This is a genomic window from Candidatus Gillettellia adelgis, assembly GCA_020541285.1.
Taxonomy (GTDB): domain Bacteria; phylum Pseudomonadota; class Gammaproteobacteria; order Enterobacterales; family Enterobacteriaceae; genus Gillettellia; species Gillettellia adelgis.
In genome coordinates, this window is sequence record CP047043.1 from 61,274 (window position 1) to 87,920 (window position 26,647).

The following is a 26,647-nucleotide window of genomic DNA, read 5'->3' on the forward strand; positions in this document are numbered from 1 at the left end:
AGGAAAGCTAAAATCATTCATACACAGAGGTGTAAGACAATTTTACTGCGCTGTAGTAAAGATTTTTCAAGTAAAAAGTATCTTTGATTTTTAGTACGTTAATACACGTAGTGAAGATCTTTATAAGACTAAGTATCATTGTTCTATAATATAGAATAAAACTATAAGGTATTTAGTGATATGGTATAATTTGAGTCTATTAGCGACCTCCTTTAAACGCATCGCTCTTTTATGTTGAATATTATATAATTTATACATCATAGGTAATGTCTCTTATAGAATCGGCAAGCATGTAAAACTTTCGTATTAAGTTGACGATGTTCAAGAGCTTAATTTGCATCAATTGTCTTGATATATCTTTCATGACAGACGATAGTATCGTACTACGTGACTAGATCATCACGATTATGATACAATATAGGCGTCATCACTATGCTGTTAATAGCAAGGAATATGGCTTAAAATTTATCGTGCTTAGTGCAACATTATAAAAAATTTTTACAAGAAGCAGTGTATGGATACAAACAGAAAAAATCAACAAGTATATTGTGCTCTTATAGCCTAATATTTATTAATAATTTAATACAATAATATTTTACCTAAAATTATTTTATATTAAAAGATATTATTCTCCTATAAATAATTATGATAAAGTAGAACTTAAAGGTAATCTTAAAAAGATATTGGGAATTTTATTCTATTTTAATAATTCAGGTATGTTGATAGTATAGCATAATAAGACTAATATATTAAGCAAGATTGATACTTCATAAGCAATAACTAAAAATAAATTTCGCTTGTTTTTTTAATTAATAGTCTACATATCTGCAATGCTTTTAAAGTATAATGCGTCTTTGTTTAGTGAAGACAACTTGTTCTACGTTACTTTATCTTTGTCTAAAGATAAACACTATAGATTGTATATCGGATAACATTTTAAAATCTCATGGTGTATTTATAGTGTATTTTGTTGTACTGCTATCTCTATACTACATATAGAGGTGTGTGTGTTTTAGGGAAGCGTGTTTTAAGGACATATATCATATAGAATAACTTTCCAGTTATTTGCGGTACTATATTTTGGAGTATATAAATTTCATAGGATACATTAAATGATTGAGAGTGAGTGCTCCGTGTATCACAGACTCAATAGGTTAATAAATTAAATTGTATTGTGCAGTATACTTTATGTGTTATATTTGGTACTACTGCTTGATTTCTTATCAATGTGCATTAAATTATTTTGAATTTATGAACGAATATTGTTTTATTCAACTCATTTTTAGTTAATACTACTCAAATAGTATAGTTGGTAACCTTGAGAATTTAGATGTTGCAGTAATTCTCTTGGTATACTGATCACGATGATGTCTATTTTTAGTGCTGTGACGCTAGTCAGCTCAGTTTGTATTGCTGAATTTTTTCAAATATATTTTGTGATTTGAATCAGTTATACACCGATTGGCACATAGATGTAGAATAACTACTGCCTGATTCTGCCTAAGGTGCCATAGTAATTTTTCTTTTGCTATGAACATAGGAAAATATAGTTCAGTAAGGTTAAGATTATTGCGTCTTATCAGTATAAGATGTCACTCCAAGAATGATTTTACGTGCATTGTAACATTTATAAAGACGCAAAAGTTAAAACTTTGTGTACTAATTTCTCCAGTGTAATACTAATGCTTTAATGAAGCATAAAGGTTGTATAAATCTATCAAGATATCTTCGTACATCACCGGAAACTTATTTGGAAGGTAACGCTATTTTCAATAGCGTGTTTATATGTTATATAACACAGTATACTGCCATAAATCAATATGTTTTTGTTTCGCATACTGTATAACAGGATCGCAGGAAACGGGGCGTGTATCATGAAAAGAGAAAAATCAAGCCAGAAAATCAGGTAATTCAGCTCTACTGAGCGAGTGATTGTATTTGGTGTGACTATCATTCCATACCAAATTTTGTGTACATGATACATTCGCCGTGAACATCGATAACAATCAGGAAGAATAATATAAATAAATTTTAGCATGTAAAATGTGGTAAGAGTCATTTTCAATCATAGCTTATTCACTGTAACTCGACACCCTGTTATGGCATAAATACATGCCATAACTTGCACACACTATTGTTTATTAATAACATGTCTTTTCTGCCTTTTCTTTCGCAATTAAGATTGATGTTATAAAATAAGGAGTACATCGGTAATAAAAGAGAATACAGTCAATATTGACGTCGATAATCATGTTCTTCACAGAGAACACTCTGGCTTAGTTATTTTAGCCTAAGCAAGCAGTTATTATGTAATCGAGATATTATTTAGCAGGATAAAGTATATTACCAGTAGATAATAAAAATAAACTTCTGCGTACTTTTGCTAGATGACATATAGGTTAGTGCATTTTGTATTTTTACTGAAAGTATTAGGTTAAGTGTGTATTTTAAAATATCGGTTTTCTCGAAACATTTATCCTTATAATTCTTCTCTTATAAGATCGTAAATCACAAAGTATTACCCTCATATAATGCTAATTTGTTATTTAGTTTTAGAGAGAATAGCTGTATTGCATGTTGCATGTTAGACACAACTGATAGTTATTGTATTGAAAATTAAAAGCAACTTATTTAATTAAGTGAGAATAAATTAGTTATCGCTATTTTAACGGGCTATAATAGCCAGTGTTTCTTCTGGGCACATAGACTGTCAATAATGAAATTAGCTTCATAACAAATTAATTCATAAAATTAATATGCATCTTTGATTACAAAGATCGCACTGGTAGCGTGTATATTTCGTAGAAATAATGTAGTTTCAGTAGGTGGATAGGTCCTGCATTATAGTAACTATATTATCATAGTTGTATGTCGTATTATTTTCGAGTATGTAGTGTATTTGTGCGACGTTTATGATTTTGAGAGATAGCTTGATGCGTATGACGAACTTATAAAGATAAGTATTCTTAAGTGTGTAGTAAAGTATGGGGTTACTTTGATCGTCTGTGATCTTTAAAGTTTTTGTGGGATGTAGCAGAGTACTGTACTTTATGAAGTATTCTTCATAATCTCACCTTTAATGCCGTAGTATAATAGAATTAGCAATTGCAACTGCATACGAGTAATAGTGTAAGTTATAGGAAGGTGAACATACCGCTGTAAATCAGAGAATCACTAGACGCAAGAGTATATTCATTAGATTTGTCCTAAACATAAGTAAAATCATACATATACTAAATATTAGTAACGTATCTTCGTAAGCGACTGGAAACCCATGATATTTAAGTCCTATCGGACTGTACTATTGATGTGTGATACAAGCTTATATATCATCTAATATCTCTTAGAATACAAGGAGACTCAGGTTGCATCCCTTGCCTATTTGGGTTAGTTGAGAAACAATAGAATGTAGTTTATTGATCATTTGGCATAGTATCGATGAGATTTATGGCGCAATATAGAGGTAGCAGTTACTAACTATTAAGACGTAAAAGCTAAGGTTTTTTAAAAACTCGAATACTTATTGATCAATTATTCAGACAAATACTTTTCTGATAAAGAATTGCTTGAACGTCCTTAGCTAGGCTAAGTATTTATTTTAAAATCATAAAGAACATAAGATATAGTGATTAATAGAATATGCGTAGATAATACTGTCAATCTCATTAGAAAAATTTTAATCAGTATTAAATATCTGTAATGCGTGAGTGTGCAGGCTATTCACCAAAAACTCGAGTTATTTCTATACCTCGGTAATCACCATTAATAAGCTTGAATAAAACAACTGACTGTAAAGATTAATTTTTAAGCGTCTGACTTTTATTCTTCTACATTAAAATTAATAATGATTTCAATATACTCTTTGTAAGACTGTGAAGTATTAGATTTATTAATGCATTCGACATCTTATATTCTTATGAATATACTAGCTAAGTGCTGATAATTATATGTTTTATTATATTTTACTTAGTCGTATCTACTTTGGTGATGCATGAAGCAGGACTGTACAACAGTAGGCGAATAAGTAAACAGTCAGCCTTTATGTGTTATCTATTATAGAGTTCTTACTATATGTGAATATCATTAAAGCAGTATAGTGTCTGTGATTATTTGTAAATTTTTTGAAAAATATAAAAACTTTAACTGTAAAACGATATAAACGCCTTAACAATTCAAGATAACTCAAGATAATTACGAAAAAATACAGTCCTTAAAATTATTAAGATTTTTGCAGTTTATCCAAATTCGAATGCTTCTCTGCTATAATAAAAAGAATCGAGGAAGAAGTATAATGTACTATGAATAAAAATCAAAGTCTGATTATCAGACATCATATACTGCTAATATTGTGTGTTCAGTTGTGATGTTGCGCTTAACTGCCATTTAGTTTTATGATAGCTAAGTTGCTATGCAGGCCTGATCTATTGGCTAGATATTCAAGAGTATCTTTTATACCGTTTATGAAATAGTAAATATATAATCACTTTATAAGTGTCTTTTTGTCAATCCAACTGTAAAAGTTTAGTAATCTCTCTGACGAAGTAACATATACAACACTGCAGTTTCTATGGAATAACGTTAGTTGGTATTTTTAACATATTGAACATAATATATTATTAATTAACTATTCTAACTCATTACTCAGCATACATAATCTTGATTTTTAGATTAAGCATAAAAAATTCGTAAAACTTTACAAATCTGAGTTCACTATTATATACGTTCTTCGCGTTTAGGTAATTTTTTATAGTAATTGACAATATTTGAACGTATTAATAATACTACCCAAAATAACGAATTAGCACTGAAGGTGCCTCATTCACTAAACATTATACACTACATGAATCGGTATTTAGGTAATTAGTGATAATGCTATTATATACGTAAAATTCTGGAAGATTCTTCATTTTATTAAATTATGTCTGAGTGAGATGATCAGTATAGTCTAGATGGTCTAGGTATTTAGTAATGAGCACGTTATTACATATTTGTAAGACTGCTTTATTGACTGGACTTAAATTGAGAAATACTTTAATGCCAAATATAGCCTTGATGAGTTGCATTAACAGTATTTATTGTTCTGAGAGAGCTATCTAATTTGTTATTAGATAGCACATATGTCTGTTGATTATTAGCGAACATGTTTAAAGCCGTTGTTATGAGGTCATCTGAACCATAACTCACTAACACACTAAATGTTAATATTATATAGCTGCATTCATGATTTTCAATCACTCCCTAGGTTTTTTCTGAATACACTATTGTATGCAAGTAGTATAAGCTTGACTTTTTTCGCGTTGATACAAGCTATATTATAGTGATGTAATTAAAGTTACCTGTGAAACACTCAAGCATTATCAATGCGCTCGATCATACAGTTAACAATAACTATCGTTAATACCGGAATTGATCGCATGCAGTTATTGTAATCGTGTGACAATATATAGTATTGTCTGCTTACCTAAAATTTTAGGAAAAAATTTTGAAGAATAACGTAGTAAAATTACTAATTACTTAAGAAATAGATTAATTTGCATTAGAATGGCATCTTAAAGTTAGGTGAAAGTTGTATGCTACTGGATACAGATGCCATCTTTTCTTTTTGTGTTTCTTCAATACGGTGTGCAGCATCATTAAATGCTGCGGCAATAAGGTCTTCCAGCATTTCTTTGTCATCTTCTAACAAGCTTGTATCAATTTTTACACGGTGACAGTTATGAGCACCATTAAGCGTTACTTTTACGAGACCTGCACCAGATTCGCCTGTGACTTCTAATCTAGCGACTTCTTCTTGTATTTGTTGCATTTTTTCTTGCATTTGTTGAGCTTGTTTCATGAGGTTACCTAAACCACTTTTACTAAACATAGTTATATCTCGTTAATTATGCTACAGATAGCACGTAGCATTTACGTTTAAATAAGGCGAAAACTTTCTTCACCTGGTTCTACTGCAAAAAAATAATGTATATATGGATGTCAGTATCGGCAATGAAAGGCTCCTTTTCTTAGGTTATTTCTTTATGCATGGCTTGTGTTGTTCCATAGGAGTTTTTTTGATAGATTATCATCATTACTACGGTTAGTATAACTCGGTGGTTATAAAGATCACTGAAGGCGTCAGTTAAAATGTTGTAGAAAAAACAGAATTTAGGTGACGTTACATAGATCGTAGATGAAGACAAATATTGTCTATCTCATTTGTTGTTACAGGAATTCATCGCTCAATTCTTACCAAGATTAATAACTTTTTTTGTAGCAGCCGCTGTATCTCAGGAACGATGCGTTAAGGACTCTTACTATGAGTTTAAAAGATCGTGCTGGAAGTTTGCTTGTGCTCCGCGCTACGTTTAAGTACATTTGAGTCATGATTACTACCCACGGCTATTTCTCTAGCGGTAAACCACGAATCAGCTTCTCACTTAGTCAGTGCATTCGGCAAGTTTTTTGTTTGACGCTGCTGCTTGTTTAGTAGCAAAACGTATCTGCTTTAGCACTGCATTGATTCGGTTAGATGTTTTTAGAAATTTCATTTCATTTTTTTATAGATACCTCTTTTGCTCGTAGCTGACTATGTGCTTTTAATAACTGCATAGTTGAGTTTAGTCAATTTAATTGGTGTTGATTATCGGTGTAGTAATATGGTGTAATGGTGACTGTATACTTTGAGATTGTGGTGTCTGTACTGGTTTTTTAACCTGTTGAGGTGTTCTATTTGATGTGATAATTGGTGCTTTTGGATGAAAAGCTAATGCACGTAGTAGAGTCATCTCAACTCCCATACGACGGTCGGGAGCATAGACTAGTTCTTTACGACCCACTAATAGTGTCTGATAATATAGTTGTACCTCCTCAGGCGGTAAGATGTCAGCTAGCTCATGCAAGCGTTGTTCGAGATTGGTGTCTTGGTTATTCGGCATAGTAGGTAGAAATTGTATCATTGCAATACGGTGTAATAGCACCATTATTTCTACTAATAGGGATTCCCAATCCATGCCACGTGTAGCGAAATCTGAAATTTGCACCATTACTTTTTCACCATCCGCATTGACCATGGCTTTAAGAATCGCTAAAGGCTGTTCAGCGTCTAACGTACCAAGCATTTGACTGACGGTTGTAAAAGTCACTTGTTCCTTCCCCATAATAATTGCCTGGTCAGTTAAACTAAGTGCATCACGCATACTTCCATCAGCTGCGCTTGCTAATAATTTTAATGCATAAATATCAGCGGTTATCTTTTCTGCCTTCAGTATTTTTTGTAGCTGTTTTTGGATCTGTTGAGTACTTAGCGCCTTAAGATGCAACTGTAAGCATCGGGAAAGAATAGTAACTGGTAACTTCTGTGGATCAGTAGTGGCTAGCAGGAATTTAACGTGTGCAGGTGGTTCTTCTAGAATTTTTAGCAACGCATTAAAACTATGGCGTGAAAGCATGTGAACTTCATCAATGAGATAAATCTTAAATCGGCCACGGGCTGGCATATACTGGGCATTGTCTAACAGATCGCGTGTATCCTCTACTTTAGTTCTTGATGCAGCGTCGACCTCAATCAGGTCGATAAAGCGCCCTTGTTTAATTTCTTGGCAGCTATCGCATTGATCGCATGGCGTAGCAGTGATTTTTGTTGCACAATTAAGCCCTTTCGCTAGTAGACGAGCAATGGTAGTTTTTCCTACGCCACGAGTTCCTGAAAACAAATAAGCATGGTGTATTCGCCTTAAAAAAAGACTATTAGTAAGTGCGGTTAAGATATACTCTTGTCCAACAACATCTGTAAACTTTTGAGGACGCCATTTACGAGCGAGAACCTGATAATTCATAAATACTAGATAAGTTAAGTTACTTTAAACAATGCTACCACAGATTTATAGAAATCCATGAGATTGTTTACTCACAAGTAGTATAGATGAGTAAGCAGATATTTTATTTGAGTCGTAACATGTGCTATTAATGTATACAGGATATACTTATTACGCAGATTCTCTAGAGTAATAATAAAACCGTATGTTTAATTCTTCATTATTCCGGTAGAAAATCTTGAATGTATTAAGATAATTCTATGATTTTAACATATTACTAATTATCAGTATTATAATACTTAAAAAACAAAATAAATACCAAGTGTATTTGATTGGTACTAGACTATAAGTTTTAGTTTGATTGAAAGTATTATAGTACTATGCTTGTTTGTATAACTCAAACAATTAATAATTAATTAAAGAACATATTCATACTACAGAGTAACCTATAAACTTTGGCGTCTATCGTTTTAGTGACATGCGTTTTATGAAAATTCTTAGTTCATAGTTTAACAAGAAAATTATAATTCACAAATTTGAGTGGACCCTTGAAATAATAACATCAGATATGTTAATGAGGTTTATGCATAATATATTTTATATGATACTGAATCAGTAGATATTCTGTATAATTTTAATGATAGGTATTATATAAATGTGACGATACTTCTTATTATTTAAGACGTTTAATTTTTATCATTAAACTCTATTACATAATGACAACGTTATGTTTGTTTTAGGTATAATATAGTCTGTAATGCTTGGATCGTAAAAGCTATGATAATTAGGATTTACATTGTATAAGATTGATTGTGTTAGATTTTTTTTTAGTTTTAAGAGATAGAATTTTGATAAGATTCTTGGGTTTGGTTTTTTTATAAGATTATTATACAGTGTTATATTAGTGAGTGAGGTAAGGAATAGCAAGGTCTTTCCTATATTTATAGGATGATAAAATAATTATACGATAGTGATCATAAATCTTTTACATTTTTTAAGTTATCACAATGAAGCTAATTAAGAAGAATAATAGTGATTCTTAAGATTTTAAAAAATATTAAAATAAACAGCGAAGAATAACTCATACCCTTTTAGTGATCGCATGTATTTAGAAAGAAATAGTAAACTTATAACACAGAAGAAACCATTGTTGCATTTCTTCGAAGAAAGTTTTAACAGGAAATCACTTCTTTGCCAGAAGTTATTATATGTAATAAAACTATCGTGAAAAGATTTATAACAACTTCTCAAGACTTTGAGTGCATATATAACTTAATTGGATATAAGTGACTGTATTTATCACTTCCACTTCATTAGTCAAGGTAGTATATTTTTCTTTGTATGTTATGTAAATTGTTTAAAGTATTTTACAGGTATAGCGTTTCGCCTATTTTCGCAGATTATATTTTTTGTGTAACGGTTGGTGGTATAAGCAGATTAGTCTGATATTGTGTCTCGACAAAAATAAAACAGGTGTATTATAGAGTCTATCAAACTTAAGAAAATAAAAGAGACCCTTGATTGTTATGATTCAATATTTTTAGGGAACGGTATCAATTATTTTACTATATTATAATACGGTGTGAAGAATCACTGGAAATAATTAATAGGTTTTTTAAATGCACATTAAACTTATCTGATGTTACGCTAGGTATATTACTCTGGCCATTAGATAGATTGTGTTGTCGTAAGTTGGAAAACATTAATATGTAATGCGTTGAGGTCAAAGTTATTTATCTGACTTTAAGCGAGATAGTCAGGTTTGCTTAATGATTATATAACGTGTTGATCAGGGGAGGGTAACGTGGTTGTGGTTATTAGGATAACACAGCATGGTTGGTACACGTTTTTGGGTAAATTGTTTTTTGTCGCATCCAGCGTACCTCAGTGTACTTTTATTAGAGGAATACTTGACAGTACAGTAGTTAAGTACCGAGGGTAGAAGTGACTAGTGCTTGAAACTTTTTACATTTTAGCGAGCTATTTTAGGATCATTATAGTTTCATCAAAGATCATTGCTATACAGCTATTGCATGATACTTTACGCATAAAGAAATTCGGTATGCATGTATTTTGAATGTTTAACATTTATCGCTTCATCGTCTTTTTAGTAATCTGTGATGCAATGCCCTGGTTTTGCAACCACTAACAACCCTCACCTTTTGTTTGTAGAGCAAAATGGTTGTATAGCAACAACTGCATTGTAGTAATACCAACTCTTAGCTAGCATATCCATGCATGGTGGTGTACGACGGTAATCACTACACAGTTAGCACTTAATTTTAACAGTAGCTTATGTAACGTTTGTTCTCTTTTCCATATGGAAAACTCGACCTCTTTACGTTGTAAACTAGCATATAGATTATATACTTCACTTGCGGATCGCAAATTATGTCCGATAACATAGCTCGTGTTAGATTAAGTATGCTGGTAAAACGACTGAATTGAGTTAGTTTAAGTGTGTTTACCATATGAAATGTATTACTTTTATCGCGCTGTTATTTTGTTCTTCAAGCGAACTAGTTTGTTATTACAACTATGAGTAGTCAGAGAATACTAGTAAACCAATATATTGGTGAATATAATTTATTTGATCTAAATTTTTAATTTTTTAATTATGAGCGTTTTAACTAAATTAGTTTGATGTCTTTCTTATATCATCCAGTTTTCATTTAACATAGTAAATAGCTATTTTACATTCTATGCAAGCATTAGTTGATACTTAATGCTTGCATTATATAAAGATATACTATATCGCCATCGCAGGGTTAATATATCTCGTTGTTTTTAATCACTTGCAGCATTATTAATGTATCCGGTGCAACAGTAGTCAACTATGCACTACATATTATGATGATCAGATTAATGTACCTATAAGCTTTTATTTACTAAATGCAGAGTAATGATCTTAAATGATGTGCATATTTTTTCTGATAAAAGATTCTATAATAATAGGCAGCTTAATTCGATAGTATAAGAATACTAAAGATCCTTAACTGTTTTAATATAGCCACTATATTATACTAGCGATACTACATCTACTAAGAAGTGTATTAGATAAAATACAATAGTCTAATTTTAAAATTTTTAGTAGTACTTAGTTTCTTTTGACAATGTATTAAGCATACAGTCTTTAATAACGTGTTCGTTGTAATTACTATTAATCCAGACTTTTTAGTCTGTTGGGAGCAGATCACTAAGTAACTTGTTATACATTATCTAGCTAAATATCATTTTGTGTACGGTGGTGACAGCGCAAGTTAATTCGTATACTTTTTTTGTTTGTTTTGTAGTATGTATTCGCGCTTCATACCTAGTCTTAATGCTAGTGCTGAAGCAATATAGATAGAAGAAATAGTTCCTATAAATATACCGATCAGCATGACTAGAGAAAACCCGTGTAACATTGCACCACCAAATATATATAACATCATCACAGTTAATAATATAGTGCTCGATGTTATAAATGTGCGCTGTAATGTTTGGGTTAAGGAAATATTTATGATTTCATAAGATGTACCATGACGGATTTTACGAAAATTCTCGCGAATGCGGTCAGAAACTACAATACTATCATTTAGTGAGTAACCAATAACTGACATGAGTGATGCAATAATAGTCAGGTCAACTTCGATATAGAATATTGATAGTATACCTAAAGTGATAATTACATCGTGCACTAATGCAATCACTGCTCCTAAAGCTAAATGCCATTCAAAGCGGCAGCCAACATAGATTAAAATGCAAATTAGCGCTAGTAATAACGCTAGAACGCCGTTCTGCGCTAAGTCACTACCTACGCTTGGACCTATGTGCTCAATACGTCTCACGATAGCATGTTTATCTATAAAGTGATGAATGATATTCATTGCTTGAATATCTATCTCTTGACTTATGTTAGCGGCTACTGGAGGCATACGTATTATCACATCATGACTGCTATCAAGATTTTGGATAATAAAATCTTGCAAACCAGATTGTTTTAACGTATGGCGCATCAGATCAAGATTGACCGATTTTTTTAGATTCACTTCAATCACTGTTCCACCAGTAAAATCGATCCCCCAGTTAAATCCGCGAATCAATATAGTAGAGACTGATGTAATTATCAACAGTATTGCAATACTAAAAGCCAGGTAATCCCAATGCATAAAGTCATAGACTTGACGACCATAGTTAAGTTGTTCAACAGAATAATTTCGCGACATAACGTATTCCTCATATAGATAGTTTTTTAATACGTTTGCCGCCATAAAGTAAGTTAACAATGGAACGAGTGCCAAGAACGGCAGTAAACATGGAGGTCATTACACCGATTATAGTAGAAACGGCAAAGCCCTTTATTGAGCCGGTTCCTATGAAATATAGAATCGCTGCGATGATCAAGGTGACAATGTTGGCATCAACAATACTAGAAAGAGCGCCATTATAGCCTTCATTAATAGCTTTTTGAATAGATCGTCCATTTTTTAACTCTTCCTTGATGCGTTCGTTTATCAAAACATTAGAATCTACTGCCACCGCTAATGTCAATAAAATACCAGCAATACCTGGCATAGTTAGTGTTGCTCCTGGTAGTAAAGACAGTATACCAATAATTAATATTAAATTAACAATTAACGCAGCAGTGGCAATGACGCCAAAAATGCGATACCATACAATCATAAAGATTGCAGAGATTAAAAAACCCCATAAACAGGCTTTCAGGCTTTGGGTGATGTTTTTCTGTCCTAATGTTGGTCCGATAGTGCGTTCTTCGAGGATCTGGATTGGTGCAATAAGTGCGCCAGCGCGTAGTAATAATGCAAGCTGTCGTGCTTCATGCAGATTGTTGATGCCAGTAATACAAAAGTGTTGTCCTAGACGTGACTGAATAATCGCTATATTGATAACTTCTTCTATCTTTTTGAGAACTAAGTGATCATTATTATCTTTCTTATCATTATCTTTATATTCTACTAATAACGTCGCTATCGGTTTGCCGATATTTTTTTTGGTAAACATAAACATTGAACGACCACCCGAGCTGTCTAGCGCGACATTAACTTGTGGGCGATTGTATTCATTAATGCTAGAGGTAGCATGAGTAATGTGGTTACCAGTAAGAATTACTTGCTTATATAGCACGATGGATCGACCATCACGTGTATATTTTTCTTCAGAATCCCAGGGTATGTGGTGTCTACCTGCTGTCATAATATCAATATTAGTATTAACCAAGCGGAACTCTAGTGTTGCTGTTGCGCCTATGATCTCTTTGGCTTGGGCAGCATCCTGTGTGCCTGGTAGCTCAACTACAATGCGATTGATCCCTTGACGCTGTACAAGAGGTTCAGTAATACCAAGCTGATTAACGCGATTACGCAAAATAGTTATATTCTGCTGCATAGCATATTCGCGTTCTTCATTTAGCAGGGCATCAGATGGCTCAATTATTAAAGTATTACTGCCTTTGTTAGAAATTATCAAGCCACGTTGATGTAGACTAACATAGTGTATAGCCTTGTCTCTGCTAGCATCGTTATAGAAACAAACTTCTATTTGATTTTTGCTAGTTTTACGAATAAACATGTAAGGAATGCGCTGTTTATATAACTCAGTATGCAAGGCATCTATAGTTTTTTCTTGTAATTTATTAAATACAGTATTCATTTCAACTTGCATCAAAAAGTACACACCACCCCGCAAATCTAACCCAAGTTTTATTGGCGTAGCCCCTAATTTTGTTAGCCATCTGGGTGTAGTGGGCGCTAGATGCAGTGCGATAATAAATTTCTCGTCTAGTCTTTCTGAGAGTGCTTCACGCGCGTGAAGTTGAACACCAAGATCTTTAAAGCGCACTAAAATAACATCGTCTTTTAATGTTATGGACTTACTCGCAATATGATTATTTTTTAAGATAATACAAATCTGATCTATGATCTTGTGATTTGCAACGACACCATGTGTACCCGTTATTTGTAAGGCTTCTTCCTCATTATACAAGTTAGGCAGCGCATATAGTAGCCCAATCAGGGTCACTATGATTAATATCAGATATTTCCATAAAGGATAGCGGTTTAGCACGATTATTCTCTTAGAGAAAATTATAACGCTTTCATAGTACCGTTAGGTAGAACACCTGTTATGAAGTCACGTTTTATCATTACTACTGTAGTATCATTTAATGCTATAGTGAGTATGCCGGTATCAGTCACTTTGACTACACGACCAATCAAGCCACCAGTAGTTATAACTTCATTGCCCTTACCGATAGAATTCATTAATTTTTTATGATCTTTAGTACGTTTTTGTTGCGGGCGAAGTATCAAAAAATAAAAAATTAAGCCAAATGTCATAAGTACTATGATTAGAGAATATGGGTTTCCTTTAGCAGGAGTCTCTAAAAATGCAGTAGCATCAGAAAATAAAAAGTTCATTGAAATTCCTTTAACAAGTTATCAAGTAATATACAAGTTCAACTTATAGTTGAATATGCATCAATTTTCATCGTTTATCTAAACTATCAACTAAGGTAAGTAGTCTAGATATACTATTTGATTCCTTTGATGTTTTGAACATCTATGAAGCATTGCAAATTGGTATAGGTTTTCCAATCTGCGCATAAAACTTCATTACAAACAGCGCTAACTGATCATTTTCAATAGCCCGCCGCAAACCCGCCATAAGTCTTTGATAATAGTGTAAGTTATGCAGAGTATTTAATCTAGCGCCTAACATTTCATTGCAACGATCTAGATGATGTAAATAGGCACAACTGTAATGGCGACAAGTATAGCAATTGCAGTGTTTATCTGGTGGATAAAGATGATCTTTGTATTTTTTATTACGGATTCTAACTATACCATTAGTGACAAAAAGGTAACCGTTACGCGCATTGCGCGTGGGTATTACGCAATCAAATATATCGATACCTCGACGTACACCTTCAACTAAATCTTCAGGTTTACCAACACCCATGAGGTAGCGTGGTTTATCATGTGGTATTTTAGGGCAAATATGCTCGAGCATACGATGCATTTCTTCTTTGGGTTCCCCTACAGCTAAACCACCAATAGCGTAACCATCAAAACTGATATTTAGTAGTTCTTTTATTGAAATATCACGTAAGTCTTTGTATAGGCCACCTTGAATAATACCGAATAAAGCATTTTTGTTATGCAACTTATCAAAAGATTGACGACTGCGCTGTGCCCAGCGCAGTGACATTTCCATTGAACTTTTCACGTAGTGCCAATCATTTTGGTAATGAACGCATTCATCAAAGATCATTGCGATATCAGAACCGAGATCATATTGAATTTCCATTGATTTTTCTGGACTAAAAAAAATTTTGTCACCGTTACTTGGGTTGCGAAAATAAACTCCTTCCTCTTTAATTTTTCGTATGTCACTAAGGCTAAATACTTGAAAACCACCAGAGTCAGTAAGGATTGGGCCGTGCCATTTCATAAAATCATGTAGGTCACCGTGTAGTGTTATAATTTTTGTCCCGGGTCGCAGCCATAAATGAAAAGTATTACTCAGTAGGATTTGCGCACCAGCTTCGCTGACCTCTTCGGGTGTGACACCTTTAATGGTACCATAGGTGCCCACTGGCATAAAAGCCGGTGTTTCTACTACGCCACGTTTAAAAAACAAACGACCACGACGCGCAAAATCATTAGTTATGAGCAATTCGTATTTCACAACACCCCCAGCATTAGAGATGACTATTTAATGTCGTCAAAATAAATAGGTTATTATGCAGCTTAGTGATATCGACACTTCATTTGTAAATTACAGCTATATTAGCGATAGATTATTTGAGTCAATGTCATAGCATATTAAAACTTGTCGTCCAAGTTAAAAGGCCACTCTTATCTTAAAATGTCTATATATCTATCAGAGGATAGGTAGTGTGTGTTTTAGTTTACTTCTTTGGTGTAATTGGTTACTAGTTTAATCTTAAAAAGTTTTAGTAAATTACCAATTTTTGTAATTTCAATAAATTAAGTATCAATGTGTTAGTAAGTATTTTATGGTAGTTTTAGCGCTGATAAATAAGTAGTGTTACCTGCAAAAGGTAATAAACGCTATAAAGGAAAAGCCATATAATTCTGTAGTCTTTATGACTGTTTGTATAGTTACCTTGAACAGAGGCCACAAGTGTAGTTATGTACAGTATTTACATCTTGTAAGATAGAAATAAAACAATACCACTCAATTAATACACCATTAATTTTCATACTATGTTATTAAAGTGTCATTTGAGTGTTATGAATAAACTTCATTAATCAATAGACATTATAAAGAGTCAGTGATTAGGGTTTAAAAGATCTTATATAACTATTAGTGTAATAAGCATGTATTTACCGAGGACTTAATCTGTTCTTACCAGAGACACTATAGTACGACATGGTAGAGATTATATGTCGTTATTTCTGCGTGGCTTGGATCGTTTGCTTACTATCTTGCGATCGAGACAGTAAGTATGCAGATCCTTAGAAATAATATTAATTGTACACGTTGGGCTTTAGGCCAGGTTTGTACTCTGACTATCTGTTTTACATGGGCAAAATGTCTTTGCTGTATTAAAATGCATTATCTCTGAGTATCTAGTAAATAGATGACATGTGCACAGTGTTGCAAAGTCATTGTCAGAGTTTTTTATAGTTCACGCGGTGGTGCAAGTTCAGTGTGTTTATGGTGCTTACGCTGTGATGTTAACATATATGGTAATCCTCATTAGTTGCGACTATTATGTAGTGTGATATAGCTTATATACATGTGAAGTATGCTAATGTGTTTTATGTGGAGTAGATCAGAGATTTTCTGTCATTTCATCTTTAATATGCCATTAGTCATATACAAGTTGTATATATGTTAGATATTTTGATGTATAAGATAGTCAACGACTAATATGAGTAATGAGAATTGTTTCCCTCCTCTTCCTACAACTTAAATTTTAGCGTTACGTTAAATGAACTGGAGTCAGTAGCGGTAGAGGCGCTATAGTTTTGCGCTTCGTTGCGTCTTCTCTAAAATTCTTAATTATTTTATAAAATTTTTAAGTATATATTCTGTTAAACTTTATGCAGTGATTTGATTTTGGTGATTTACTAAAATAGTATATATCATTCTTATATATCACATATAAGCTATAGTTTGTGCACATTATCACGTTCTATAGTAAGATTAAAATTTTCCCTGTAATAGCTGTTTAAGAGTATTAGTATGCTTACTTAATTTTAAAGGTTCACCTAATGACAAACTAATATGATTGATTTTGCACTTCTTTTAATCCAGAAAAAGGTGCATAGTGACCTAATTTTTCTTCTATACGAATCAATTGATTATATTTCGCGATACGATCAGATCGACTCATTGAACCTGTTTTGATTTGACCGGCTGCAGTGCCTACGGATAGGTCAGCGATGGTGGTATCTTCTGTTTCACCTGAACGATGAGAGATCACTACGGTATAACCGGCTTTTTTTGCCATTTTTATGGCCGACAAGGTCTCTGTTAGAGAACCAATCTGATTAAGTTTTATAAGAATAGAATTAGCGATTTTTTTTGCAATACCTTCTTTTAGAATTTGTGTATTAGTCACAAATAAGTCATCGCCTACTAATTGAATAGTTTCACCTAGTATTTTAGTTTGATAGGCAAAGCCCTTCCAGTCAGATTCATCTAGACCATCTTCAATTGACACTATAGGGTATTGTGTGGTTAAATTCCATAGGAAGTGAGTAAATTCTTCGGAAGTGAAAGTTTTATTTTTTTCACCAGCTAGAACGTATTTACCGTGTTTATAAAATTCAGAAGCAGCGCAGTCTATGGCTAAGGTTACATCTTCCCTTAACTTGTAGCCCGCCGCTTTTATTGCTTCAACGATCACTTCTAACGCTTCAGTGTTAGATTCGAGATTTGGCGCGTAGCCACCTTCGTCGCCTACTGCGGTATTCATGCCTTTTGCTTTGAGTATTTTCCCTAGGTAATGAAATACTTCAGAACCTATTCGTATAGCTTCTTTAATCGTACTAGCACCTACTGGCTGAATCATGAACTCCTGAATATCAATATTGTTATCCGCATGTTTCCCGCCGTTAATAATGTTTATCATCGGAAGTGGCATAGAGAATCTTCCTGGCGTTCCATGTAATTCAGCGATATGTTCATATAATGGCATACGCTTGGATGCGGCAGCGGCTTTAGCTACGGCTAGGGAAACCGACAAAATAGCGTTAGCACCAAATTTAGCTTTATTCTTAGTACCATCTATATCGATCATAATGTTATCAATGTGCGCTTGATCCGTGGCGCTTGTACCTAGAACAGCTTGAGCGATTGGACCGTTTACTGCAGCAATAGCTTTTAATACACCTTTACCTAAAAAACGTGCTTTATCATCATCACGTAGTTCTAATGCTTCACGGGAACCGGTAGAAGCCCCAGATGGTACTGAGGCTCGACCACAATACCCACCTTCTAGATGTACTTCGGCTTCAACAGTTGGATAACCGCGGGAATCGATGATTTCACGACCAATAACTTTAATGATTTTAAACATTTAGATTACCTTAGTATATGTTGGATGACAATTATATACAAGAAATGTATATTTAGAGTATACTATATTTTATTATTTTATTTGACGCTTTTGATGCTCATTTGCGGCTTTTATAAATCCAGAAAAGAGCGGATGTCCGTCGCGTGGTGTGGACGTGAATTCTGGGTGAAATTGACATGCTAAAAACCATGGGTGATGTGGTAGTTCAATAATTTCAACTAGTTTATTAGTAGTAGAAAAACCAGTGACACGCATCCCAACAGCTTCAACATATTTTAATAGCGTCTTGTTAACTTCGTAACGATGACGATGGCGTTCAATTATAGTCGATGTGCCATATAATTGACGGGCTAGGCTGTTATTAGTTAGATGGCATTGTTGATTACCGACACGCATGGTTCCCCCTATATCGTTTTCTTCGGTGCGTATTGCAAAGTTACCGTCTTGATCACGCCATTCAGTAATTAATGCTACTACTGGGTATTTACAATTTAGGGTAAATTCTGTTGAGTTAGCATTTTCCATGCCCGCCACATTACGGGCAAATTCTATTAACGCTACTTGCATTCCTAAACAAATGCCTAGATAAGGAATATTGTTCTCACGTGCATAACATGCAGTTAGGATTTTTCCTTCTACACCGCGATAACCAAAACCGCCAGGGATCAAAATTGCATCCAGTCCTTTTAGAATGCCTGCGCCACGCGTTTCTACGTCCTGCGAGTCGATCAACTTGTTGCTTACAGTTAGGCGGTTTTTTAGGCCACCGTGTTTTAATGCTTCAATCACTGATTTATAAGCATCTGGCAACTCAACATATTTGCCTACTATTCCAATAGTTACTTCGCCACCCGGATTAGCTTCTTCGTAGATTACTTGTTCCCATTCCACGAGATTTGCTGCGGGAACGTTGAGGTTAAATCGTTTACAGATATAATCATCTAACCCTTGAGATTTTAAAAGACCTGGGATTTTATAAATAGAATCAATATCTTTAAGGGAAATCACGGCTTGCTTTGGTACATTACAGAAAAGTGCAATTTTCTCACGTTCGTTAAGTGGAACTGTACGATCCGAACGACAGATTAATATATCTGGCTGAATGCCAATAGATAGTAATTCCTTAACGGAATGTTGGGTGGGTTTGGTTTTTATTTCACTTGCTGCTGCCATATAAGGTACTAGTGTTAGATGTATATAAAGAGTATAGTCACGACCGACTTCTACCGCCATTTGTCGGATAGCTTCTAAGAATGGTAGTGATTCGATGTCGCCAACAGTGCCACCCACTTCCACTAACACTATATCATAGCCCGCTCCGCCTTCCAGTATACGATTTTTGATTGCATTAGTAATGTGTGGAATCACTTGAACAGTAGCACCAAGATAATCGCCACGTCGTTCTTTACGTAGAACATCAGAATAGATACGTCCGGTAGTAAAACTGTTACGACGCGACATTTTAGTGCGAATAAAGCGTTCATAATGACCTAAATCAAGATCAGTTTCTACGCCGTCTTCAGTAACAAATACCTCCCCGTGTTGCATAGGACTAATTGTTCCTGGATCGATATTGATATAAGGGTCTAGTTTGATGATAGTAACATTAAGATGGCGGGCTTCAAGGATTGCTGCTAGAGACCCTGCGGCAATGCCTTTACCTAGTGAGGACACGACCCCGCCAGTTATAAAAATATAATTAACAGTCATGCTAAACCCAAAAAGTGTTGGTTTTAAGGCAATAGAAGATAAAGCTATATTGATGATACTATCAGTTTTATGTGTGTTAGATTTTAGCTCATTGAGATATTCATTAGTCTCAGTATAAAAATGGAGTTTATCCTGCATATAAAGGGACTTATCCTTTATAATGATCACTCACTATACTTAAAAGTCTCTTGACCTACAAACGATTGTTTTAACGTATGTGCTGAAATACGACACAATATGGTTTAGCATTGAATAGATGACCTAAAGGTCAGGTTATTCTGACGTACGTTTTAAGTAAAATAAGTCTAGCGATTCTCTAATACAAAACATTTTACATAATGGTCTATAAAGCAAATTATCCGAGTTTTATCATAAAGTGCAAATAATACCAAGAAAACTACAAGGAGTGATAAGTCTCTAATATTGTGGATTATAAAGAATCTAACTCGTAATGTCGCGTATAGTTTTTGATGGAATACAGATTATTTAATTGTTACTAATTATTTGGTAGTTGCCCTAATTTTTATTAGGCTGATATACCACGAGTGATCTAGTTAGTTGTCTAGATGTTGCATAATTATATTACAGAACCAATATTATTTAACTGATTTAGCAATATCACTAGCAGTTATGGAGTATTCATGCAATATACTTGCGTAACCCTAAGTTATTTGTAGTACTTTGAAAGTTAGTTTAGATCTCGTGAGGACGAGAGTGTTTAAGCTATATGTTTGCAGAGTAATAAATCGCGTAGCACTGTTGCGTTAGTGTAGCACTTATCTGTCAAGATGTAGCGATATTGCTGACTCGATTAGTATTGACTCGTGTATGTAATGAAGGACCAGCGTAAAAAGTGGGTTTGTGTTACCTGAATTACCCAAACACTATACTGATATACTAATACTGAGCATAAACACTATCTAGTATGCATAATTATGCATAATAATGTTATTAACTAAAGCTTCTCTGAATTTTATAGTATTTAAAGTGATTTTATTATATTGTGCTGGATGATTTTGGAATCTAGGGTAATTACCCGACAATAGGTGAATGAGGTGATAATAGTTATAAATAGAAATATACAATATAGTGAGTAAGCAAATATAGTATCACACAATGTGTAATACTATGCAAACTTTTTGTTGTATCTGCTCTTGAAAAGAGCATTTTCTTTATTACGGGGTATTGTTATTCCTTTCAAGAGAGTTTATTGAATACTCAGTTACCTTGAATGTATTCATTTATGAATATATGAAAAACTAGCCATTTATTCCGCTTATGATAGGCATTGCTTGGTTAGTCATTGACGGTCAAATTACTTAATGTAGGTACACAGTCAGCATAACAAGTATATGTATTTGTTACAATACAATTAATGCAGTAATTTAAAATTAAAAAAATGTTATGTTCTCTTTTAAATATAATTATCATTGATAATGTCTGGCGTTCATGTCTAGACACTGGCCTAACGCTTATGCTACATTTTTTTACTGGGTTAGATTTTCATACTAGCTTGATGTTAATTCTTGCATTGTTGTTTGTGTTATTTTATGAAGCCATTAATGGATTTCATGATACAGCTAATGCAGTTACTACAGCCATTTATACCCGTGCTATACGCTCGCAATTTGCGGTGATTATAGCAGGTTTATTTAACTTTCTTGGTGTGATGCTCGGTGGTTTGAGTGTCGCGTATACTATTGTTCATTTATTACCTACCGATCTATTGTTGAATATTGGTTCAACGAATGGATTGGCTATGGTATTTTCTATGTTATTAGCGGCAATTATTTGGAATCTTAGTACTTGGTATGTTGGTTTACCAGCTTCTAGTTCTCATACGCTGATTGGTGCAATTGTAGGTATTTGTTTAACTAACGCCTTAATGACCCGTACATCAGTAATAGCCGCATTAAATATTCCGAAAATGATGGGCATTATCTTGTCTTTGCTTCTTTCACCATTACTTGGAATGCTTGTTGCTGGACTAGTGGTATTTTTTTTACATCGGTATTGGTGTACTACCACAAAACAACAGCATATTCATATGACTCCAGCAGAATATGAAAAGATAGACGGTAAATGCAAACCACCATTCTGGATTCGAGTCGCACTAATTCTATCGGCGATAGGCGTTAGTTTTGCGCATGGTGCTAACGATGGGCAAAAGGGTATCGGTTTAATTATGTTAGTGCTAATCGGTATTGCACCAGAAGTCTTTGTAGTTAATATGAATGCTACTGGTTATGATATCATCCATACGCGTGATGCAGTCTCTCACTTACAGAAGTATTATCAGCAGCACAGCGATGCACTACCACAGATAGCTTCTTTGATCTCTCACGGTCAAGGAAAGGATGAAGGCGAGCTATTAAACCAACCAATTAAATTTCATTGCGATATTTTCCATGCTATGGCGACGATTGAGTTAACGCAGGATTGGCTGCATAATTTACAGAGTTACGGTCAACTAACTGTAGAGCAGCGCAGCCAACTACGTTGTCTATTAATGTGTATTAGCGAAACAGTAGATAACATTGCTAAATTATCGGAAATCTCTGTAACTGATCGACGATTTTTAAAGAGCTTACATCAGGATCTGCTAAAGACTGTTGAGTATGCGCCGATATGGATTATCATCGCAGTAGCTTTTTCTCTATCGCTGGGTACCATAATTGGTTGGCAACGCGTTGCGACTACTATTGGAGAGAAAATTGGAAAAAAAGGTATGACCTATGCTCAAGGAGTATCGGCTCAAATGACTGCTGCTTTATGGATTGGTATAGCTAGTTATACCGGTATGCCCGTATCGACTACGCATGTAATTTCTTCGGCGGTGGCTGGAACAATGCTTGTAGAGGGCGGCGGCATACAGAACAAGACTGTAAAAAACATCTTATTATCTTGGTTACTAACTCTGCCAGTTTCAATGTTGCTTTCTAGTTTTTTATATTTGATTACACTTAAGTTTTTTAAATAATGCATGGGTGATGTGATAAAAGCAATGGTAGTGTAGGCCAATAACTTGAAATAATGGATATCATAAACGATAGTAACAAACCTGTGCATAAAATATTTTAAAAGGTCTCTAGTATTGTTTTTAGGAATTGTCTTTTAGATCGATATATCTATATTGCAGTTTGTTGATAAAATTCTTTGCACTTAATATAAGATTTACTATTTTCTGGCGGGCGAAGTCAATTTATCGTCTGATAACGGCATTGTTAATGTAAGTTTCTAAGTATGTTTTAGTGATCCAGAAATATATTGTTTTTTTGCATATCTTACTTTAAGAATATACTTTGTGCTGTTAAGTCATTTTTTTAAAAATCTTTAACTCAATTTTAACATTGTTTAAAAGCGGCGGTATATTAAAAGAAGCTTTTAAATTATTGTCCTAGGGATGATAGCAATATATTAATACTGTTTGGAGTTATATGTCGCTTCACGCGCTTTGTACGTTTATTTGGTGACCATTTTTAGTTTTTGAGGATTCGCAAATTTTATCTTTAAAATTTAATCAGAGGATGCGGTGCAAGGAGGACTGTCAAGGACTGTTTAAAAAAAGTATTAACTCATTTTCTCTGTGACTATCTTTGAATACTGTACGTAATAAACAGGTATGCATTAATAAATCTTTACAGTGTTACACACCACCATGCATTCTAAATGCAGTGAAGTATTTCATATAAGAGATTTGGAGTGCGGAGGCTCTGACTTTTGAAAGTCTTTATTTAAAATGATCTAAGTAGTTTGCTGCGTGATGTATAGTAATAATACCTGATGCCTATGGATTATATTGTTAATCATCGGTTAGGAGTGGTTATGTATTGTGAGTTTATTAAAAAAGCGTCTAGTCTCCGTGATTGAAATTGTTCTAAAAGATTAGATATGTATTTTTTGAAGTCTTCAGAAAATCTGCAGCGCCTTTATAGGTTATGTCATCAGTCTTCATGAGTCATGTCATCAGTCTGTGGAGATTGAGATTATCTCTCTTCCACTTTATAAGTCAGCAGCTTTAGCACTACTGATAAAGATATTGAATACTGATCTCTTAAGATCAGTACCACTTAACTTATTAAACCTAGTTTTTATGTGCAATAAATAATTAATAGTTGCCAAACTTAGAAAATTAATATTTATGTATCCCTTGTGTTTTTTCTTTTATATATGTGAACTTTGCGCGGTTATTAAGAATTTTATCGCTATCATCAATGTTGAATTAATTAATAACCTATGATTATTTTTAAGCAGACGATAAAGGTAAAAGTTTTTCGACTAATTCGATTAGTTTTTGCTGAGTTTTTCTTGCTTATTAAAATATGTTACATGACGTACTCCGTAGTCAGTGCATTAGATTAATCATGCTATTCTTAATAACTACCATGATGAATATTATAAAGATAGCTCTATGACACCTTAAAGTATTAAACTCTATGTCTCGAGTACTACACATATTGCATAAGATTAAAAGCTATCATACAGTGATCGGTCTTAGAATTTTTTTAAGGTATATGTATGTATTGCATCATACATTAATCTGCAATATTTTAGGAATTAATATCTACCTAGATAACATTGTCATTGGTTGTGTAAGAGTAGTGATTATTCAGAAAGCATAAAAGAACAGTTAATGTTCATTATGTTCACTACTTTTATGTATGCACTGTGAACTGTAGCGGAGTACAGCCTTTCTAGTATAAATATCAGAGTAAAGGATTTTTATAGCGTATCCATATATCTGATTTCGTGAAAGTGGTAGATTGATCATCAATGCGTCGTTAATCTTAAACGATAATTACTGATGATATCATAGCTTGATATATACGTACTATACTATCCGGTGGTTCTTTTATGACACTAAAGCTAGTACAATGTTTATTGTTAATTACATCGTATATTTAGAGAGCTAAACTTAGTATAGTAAGCAGGTTTATCGTGTCAATAACTAAAAATTAAATATAATGATTTATGATCTTATCATCTAATATTTTCCTAGTACACTGTATACTATATACTAGACGTATTCTGTATGTTAGATACATGTCATTAACAAACATAGCGGCGGGGTACTGTTCTTTTTGAGGCTTTTCTATTAACTTTGAAATTTTGTGGCGTTATTATGATTGATACTTTTTATGTAATATACTAGATAGTTATTTTGGCGGGGAATATTGTACTGTGTAGTAGTGCTTTAGCAATATTCACCATAGCACAATAGGTTTTATTATTCATAAATACGCCATTAATTATGGTCTACATCTTAATCACTAGGTTGCTTGTAAACAGTTAATAATTTTGCAGGTATTTTGTTCTTGTAATCATTCTTAGAGTTTTATCGTATCTGTCGGTCGTGAAAACTTAAAGTTTTGGAAAGATATTGCTGCATAAAACTTTTATGTAAGAATACATTTTGAACACATATAGCTAAGTGTTGCTTTAAGTAGCTAAAAGAGTTTTTACGACTATTTTTTTGCATTATAGCAACGATAAGTAAGGAGTGTAAAGTTTTTGAGGCAATAGTGAGCGTAATTGTTGTTGACGTAGAAAAGGTCTCATTAAAAATCCAGTATACTCTAAAATATCAAGAAATGTTTCATATGAAAATTTTTCCTTTGATCGATCATACTAACATCGATATAGTTAACATGCGATAGCAATGTTAAAAGTATAGCATAAACAACCAGACGTATATTAGAGGTTATTCCAATTTTGCCGGAAAAGTAAATTTGTTTTATAAGTAGGTATATTATAAACGCTACATGGTTAGGCATTCTAAAACAAATTTTGCATTAGTCTTAAGAATAAGATGTAGCGATATTATTCTAATTGCACGGTTAGCAATTACTATGCCATCACAGGTTGTTTTACATTACTAAAATGAACATCGCTCAATAGTCCTTCTTTGTTAGAGTGTATTTTATAAAAATGTTCGTATTAGTTTATCCTGCTAACTATCGTGGAGTACATTTAGTGAATGCGATAATTAGTGTTATATATAAATATTTCTATTATTCCTTAAGTGATGTGCTGTATTTTAAGGTTTAATTAGTTTTTACAGTCTGCGACGTCAACTATTAACTTGAAAAACATTGATTAATTCTAGCAGTATATCAGCTATGTAGCAATGCAGATACTCGCTTACACATACTAAAAGGAGAGGAGCAATAATACCATCATTTTAACAGTGTCTAACCTCAAGTGATTGAGCTGCCGTTGGCGCCTTCTCTATTCTATTCGCTACTGAAGCGAACGCGATAGAAATAGCAAAAAAGGGCATTGAACATTGTCTTAAAGATGCAATAATTTATACACTGCTAGTATGAATGCAGCATATTCTTTAAAAATATATGAATGTACTGCACTTAAGGTGCATATAGGTCTGACAAGAATCAATAAAACTCCCATTATATATTATAATAAATCTAAACGCGCAGATAACCCCTAGCTTAAACCCTGCTCAGCTCAGAAGTTATTAAATAATGCCTATCAATTATAGGCTGATAAGTTAACGGTACAATAGATATTAAATCAGCAGTAGTGCCAATTGTCTTGTAGAATATGTATAGTCTTCTTATGATGCTTT

Annotated in this window: 8 protein-coding genes and 1 pseudogene; 1 reads left to right on the top strand and 8 read right to left on the bottom strand. The window is 33.5% G+C overall.

The window, feature by feature from the left end:
• Nucleotides 1–5,536: 5,536 nt before the first annotated feature.
• The 8 genes and pseudogenes from GIY03_RS00110 to pyrG all read right to left on the bottom strand — a co-directional run bounded on the left by GIY03_RS00110 (nucleotide 5,537) and on the right by pyrG (nucleotide 20,061).
• Nucleotides 5,537–5,866 carry a YbaB/EbfC family nucleoid-associated protein gene (locus tag GIY03_RS00110; RefSeq protein WP_457913710.1) on the bottom strand — a complete coding sequence of 110 codons (330 nt, stop codon included), beginning with the start codon at nucleotides 5,864–5,866 and terminating at the stop codon, nucleotides 5,537–5,539.
• Nucleotides 5,867–6,647: 781 nt separating this feature from the next.
• A pseudogene (dnaX, locus tag GIY03_RS00115) lies at nucleotides 6,648–7,817 on the bottom strand (DNA polymerase III subunit gamma/tau); the annotation flags it as partial.
• 3,239 nt (nucleotides 7,818–11,056) lie between these two features.
• Nucleotides 11,057–12,004 carry a protein translocase subunit SecF gene (gene secF / locus GIY03_RS00120; RefSeq protein ID WP_457913711.1) on the bottom strand — a complete coding sequence of 316 codons (948 nt, stop codon included), beginning with the start codon at nucleotides 12,002–12,004 and terminating at the stop codon, nucleotides 11,057–11,059.
• A 10-nt stretch (nucleotides 12,005–12,014) separates the two neighbouring features.
• Complete coding sequence (secD, locus tag GIY03_RS00125) at nucleotides 12,015–13,862, bottom strand: protein translocase subunit SecD (protein WP_457913712.1); 1,848 nt, start codon at nucleotides 13,860–13,862, stop codon at nucleotides 12,015–12,017.
• A 20-nt stretch (nucleotides 13,863–13,882) separates the two neighbouring features.
• Nucleotides 13,883–14,215: a preprotein translocase subunit YajC gene (yajC, locus tag GIY03_RS00130; protein WP_457913713.1), complete on the bottom strand. Its 333-nt coding sequence runs from the start codon at nucleotides 14,213–14,215 to the stop codon at nucleotides 13,883–13,885.
• A gap of 142 nt (nucleotides 14,216–14,357) precedes the next feature.
• On the bottom strand, nucleotides 14,358–15,485 hold the full coding sequence (gene tgt / locus GIY03_RS00135) for a tRNA guanosine(34) transglycosylase Tgt (RefSeq protein WP_457913714.1): 1,128 nt from the start codon (nucleotides 15,483–15,485) through the stop codon (nucleotides 14,358–14,360).
• A gap of 1,564 nt (nucleotides 15,486–17,049) precedes the next feature.
• Entirely contained in the window at nucleotides 17,050–18,351 is a 1,302-nt protein-coding gene (gene eno / locus GIY03_RS00140; RefSeq protein ID WP_457913715.1) for a phosphopyruvate hydratase, read from the bottom strand.
• 72 nt (nucleotides 18,352–18,423) lie between these two features.
• The gene (gene pyrG, locus GIY03_RS00145) at nucleotides 18,424–20,061 is read right to left on the bottom strand and encodes a glutamine hydrolyzing CTP synthase (RefSeq protein WP_457913993.1); all 1,638 of its coding nucleotides are present in this window, start codon (nucleotides 20,059–20,061) and stop codon (nucleotides 18,424–18,426) included.
• 1,474 nt (nucleotides 20,062–21,535) lie between these two features.
• Here pyrG and pitA point away from each other — a divergent pair.
• Complete coding sequence (gene pitA / locus GIY03_RS00150) at nucleotides 21,536–23,041, top strand: inorganic phosphate transporter PitA (protein ID WP_457913994.1); 1,506 nt, start codon at nucleotides 21,536–21,538, stop codon at nucleotides 23,039–23,041.
• The last annotated feature ends 3,606 nt before the right edge of the window (nucleotides 23,042–26,647 follow it).

Coding starts and splice junctions, on each gene's coding strand:
- yajC (WP_457913713.1), bottom strand. CDS start 14,215: ATGAACTTTTTATTTTCTGATGCTACTGCATTTTTAGAGACTCCTGCT.
- pitA (WP_457913994.1), top strand. CDS start 21,536: ATGCTACATTTTTTTACTGGGTTAGATTTTCATACTAGCTTGATGTTA.
- secF (WP_457913711.1), bottom strand. CDS start 12,004: ATGTCGCGAAATTATTCTGTTGAACAACTTAACTATGGTCGTCAAGTC.
- pyrG (WP_457913993.1), bottom strand. CDS start 20,061: ATGACTGTTAATTATATTTTTATAACTGGCGGGGTCGTGTCCTCACTA.
- GIY03_RS00110 (WP_457913710.1), bottom strand. CDS start 5,866: ATGTTTAGTAAAAGTGGTTTAGGTAACCTCATGAAACAAGCTCAACAA.
- eno (WP_457913715.1), bottom strand. CDS start 18,351: ATGTTTAAAATCATTAAAGTTATTGGTCGTGAAATCATCGATTCCCGC.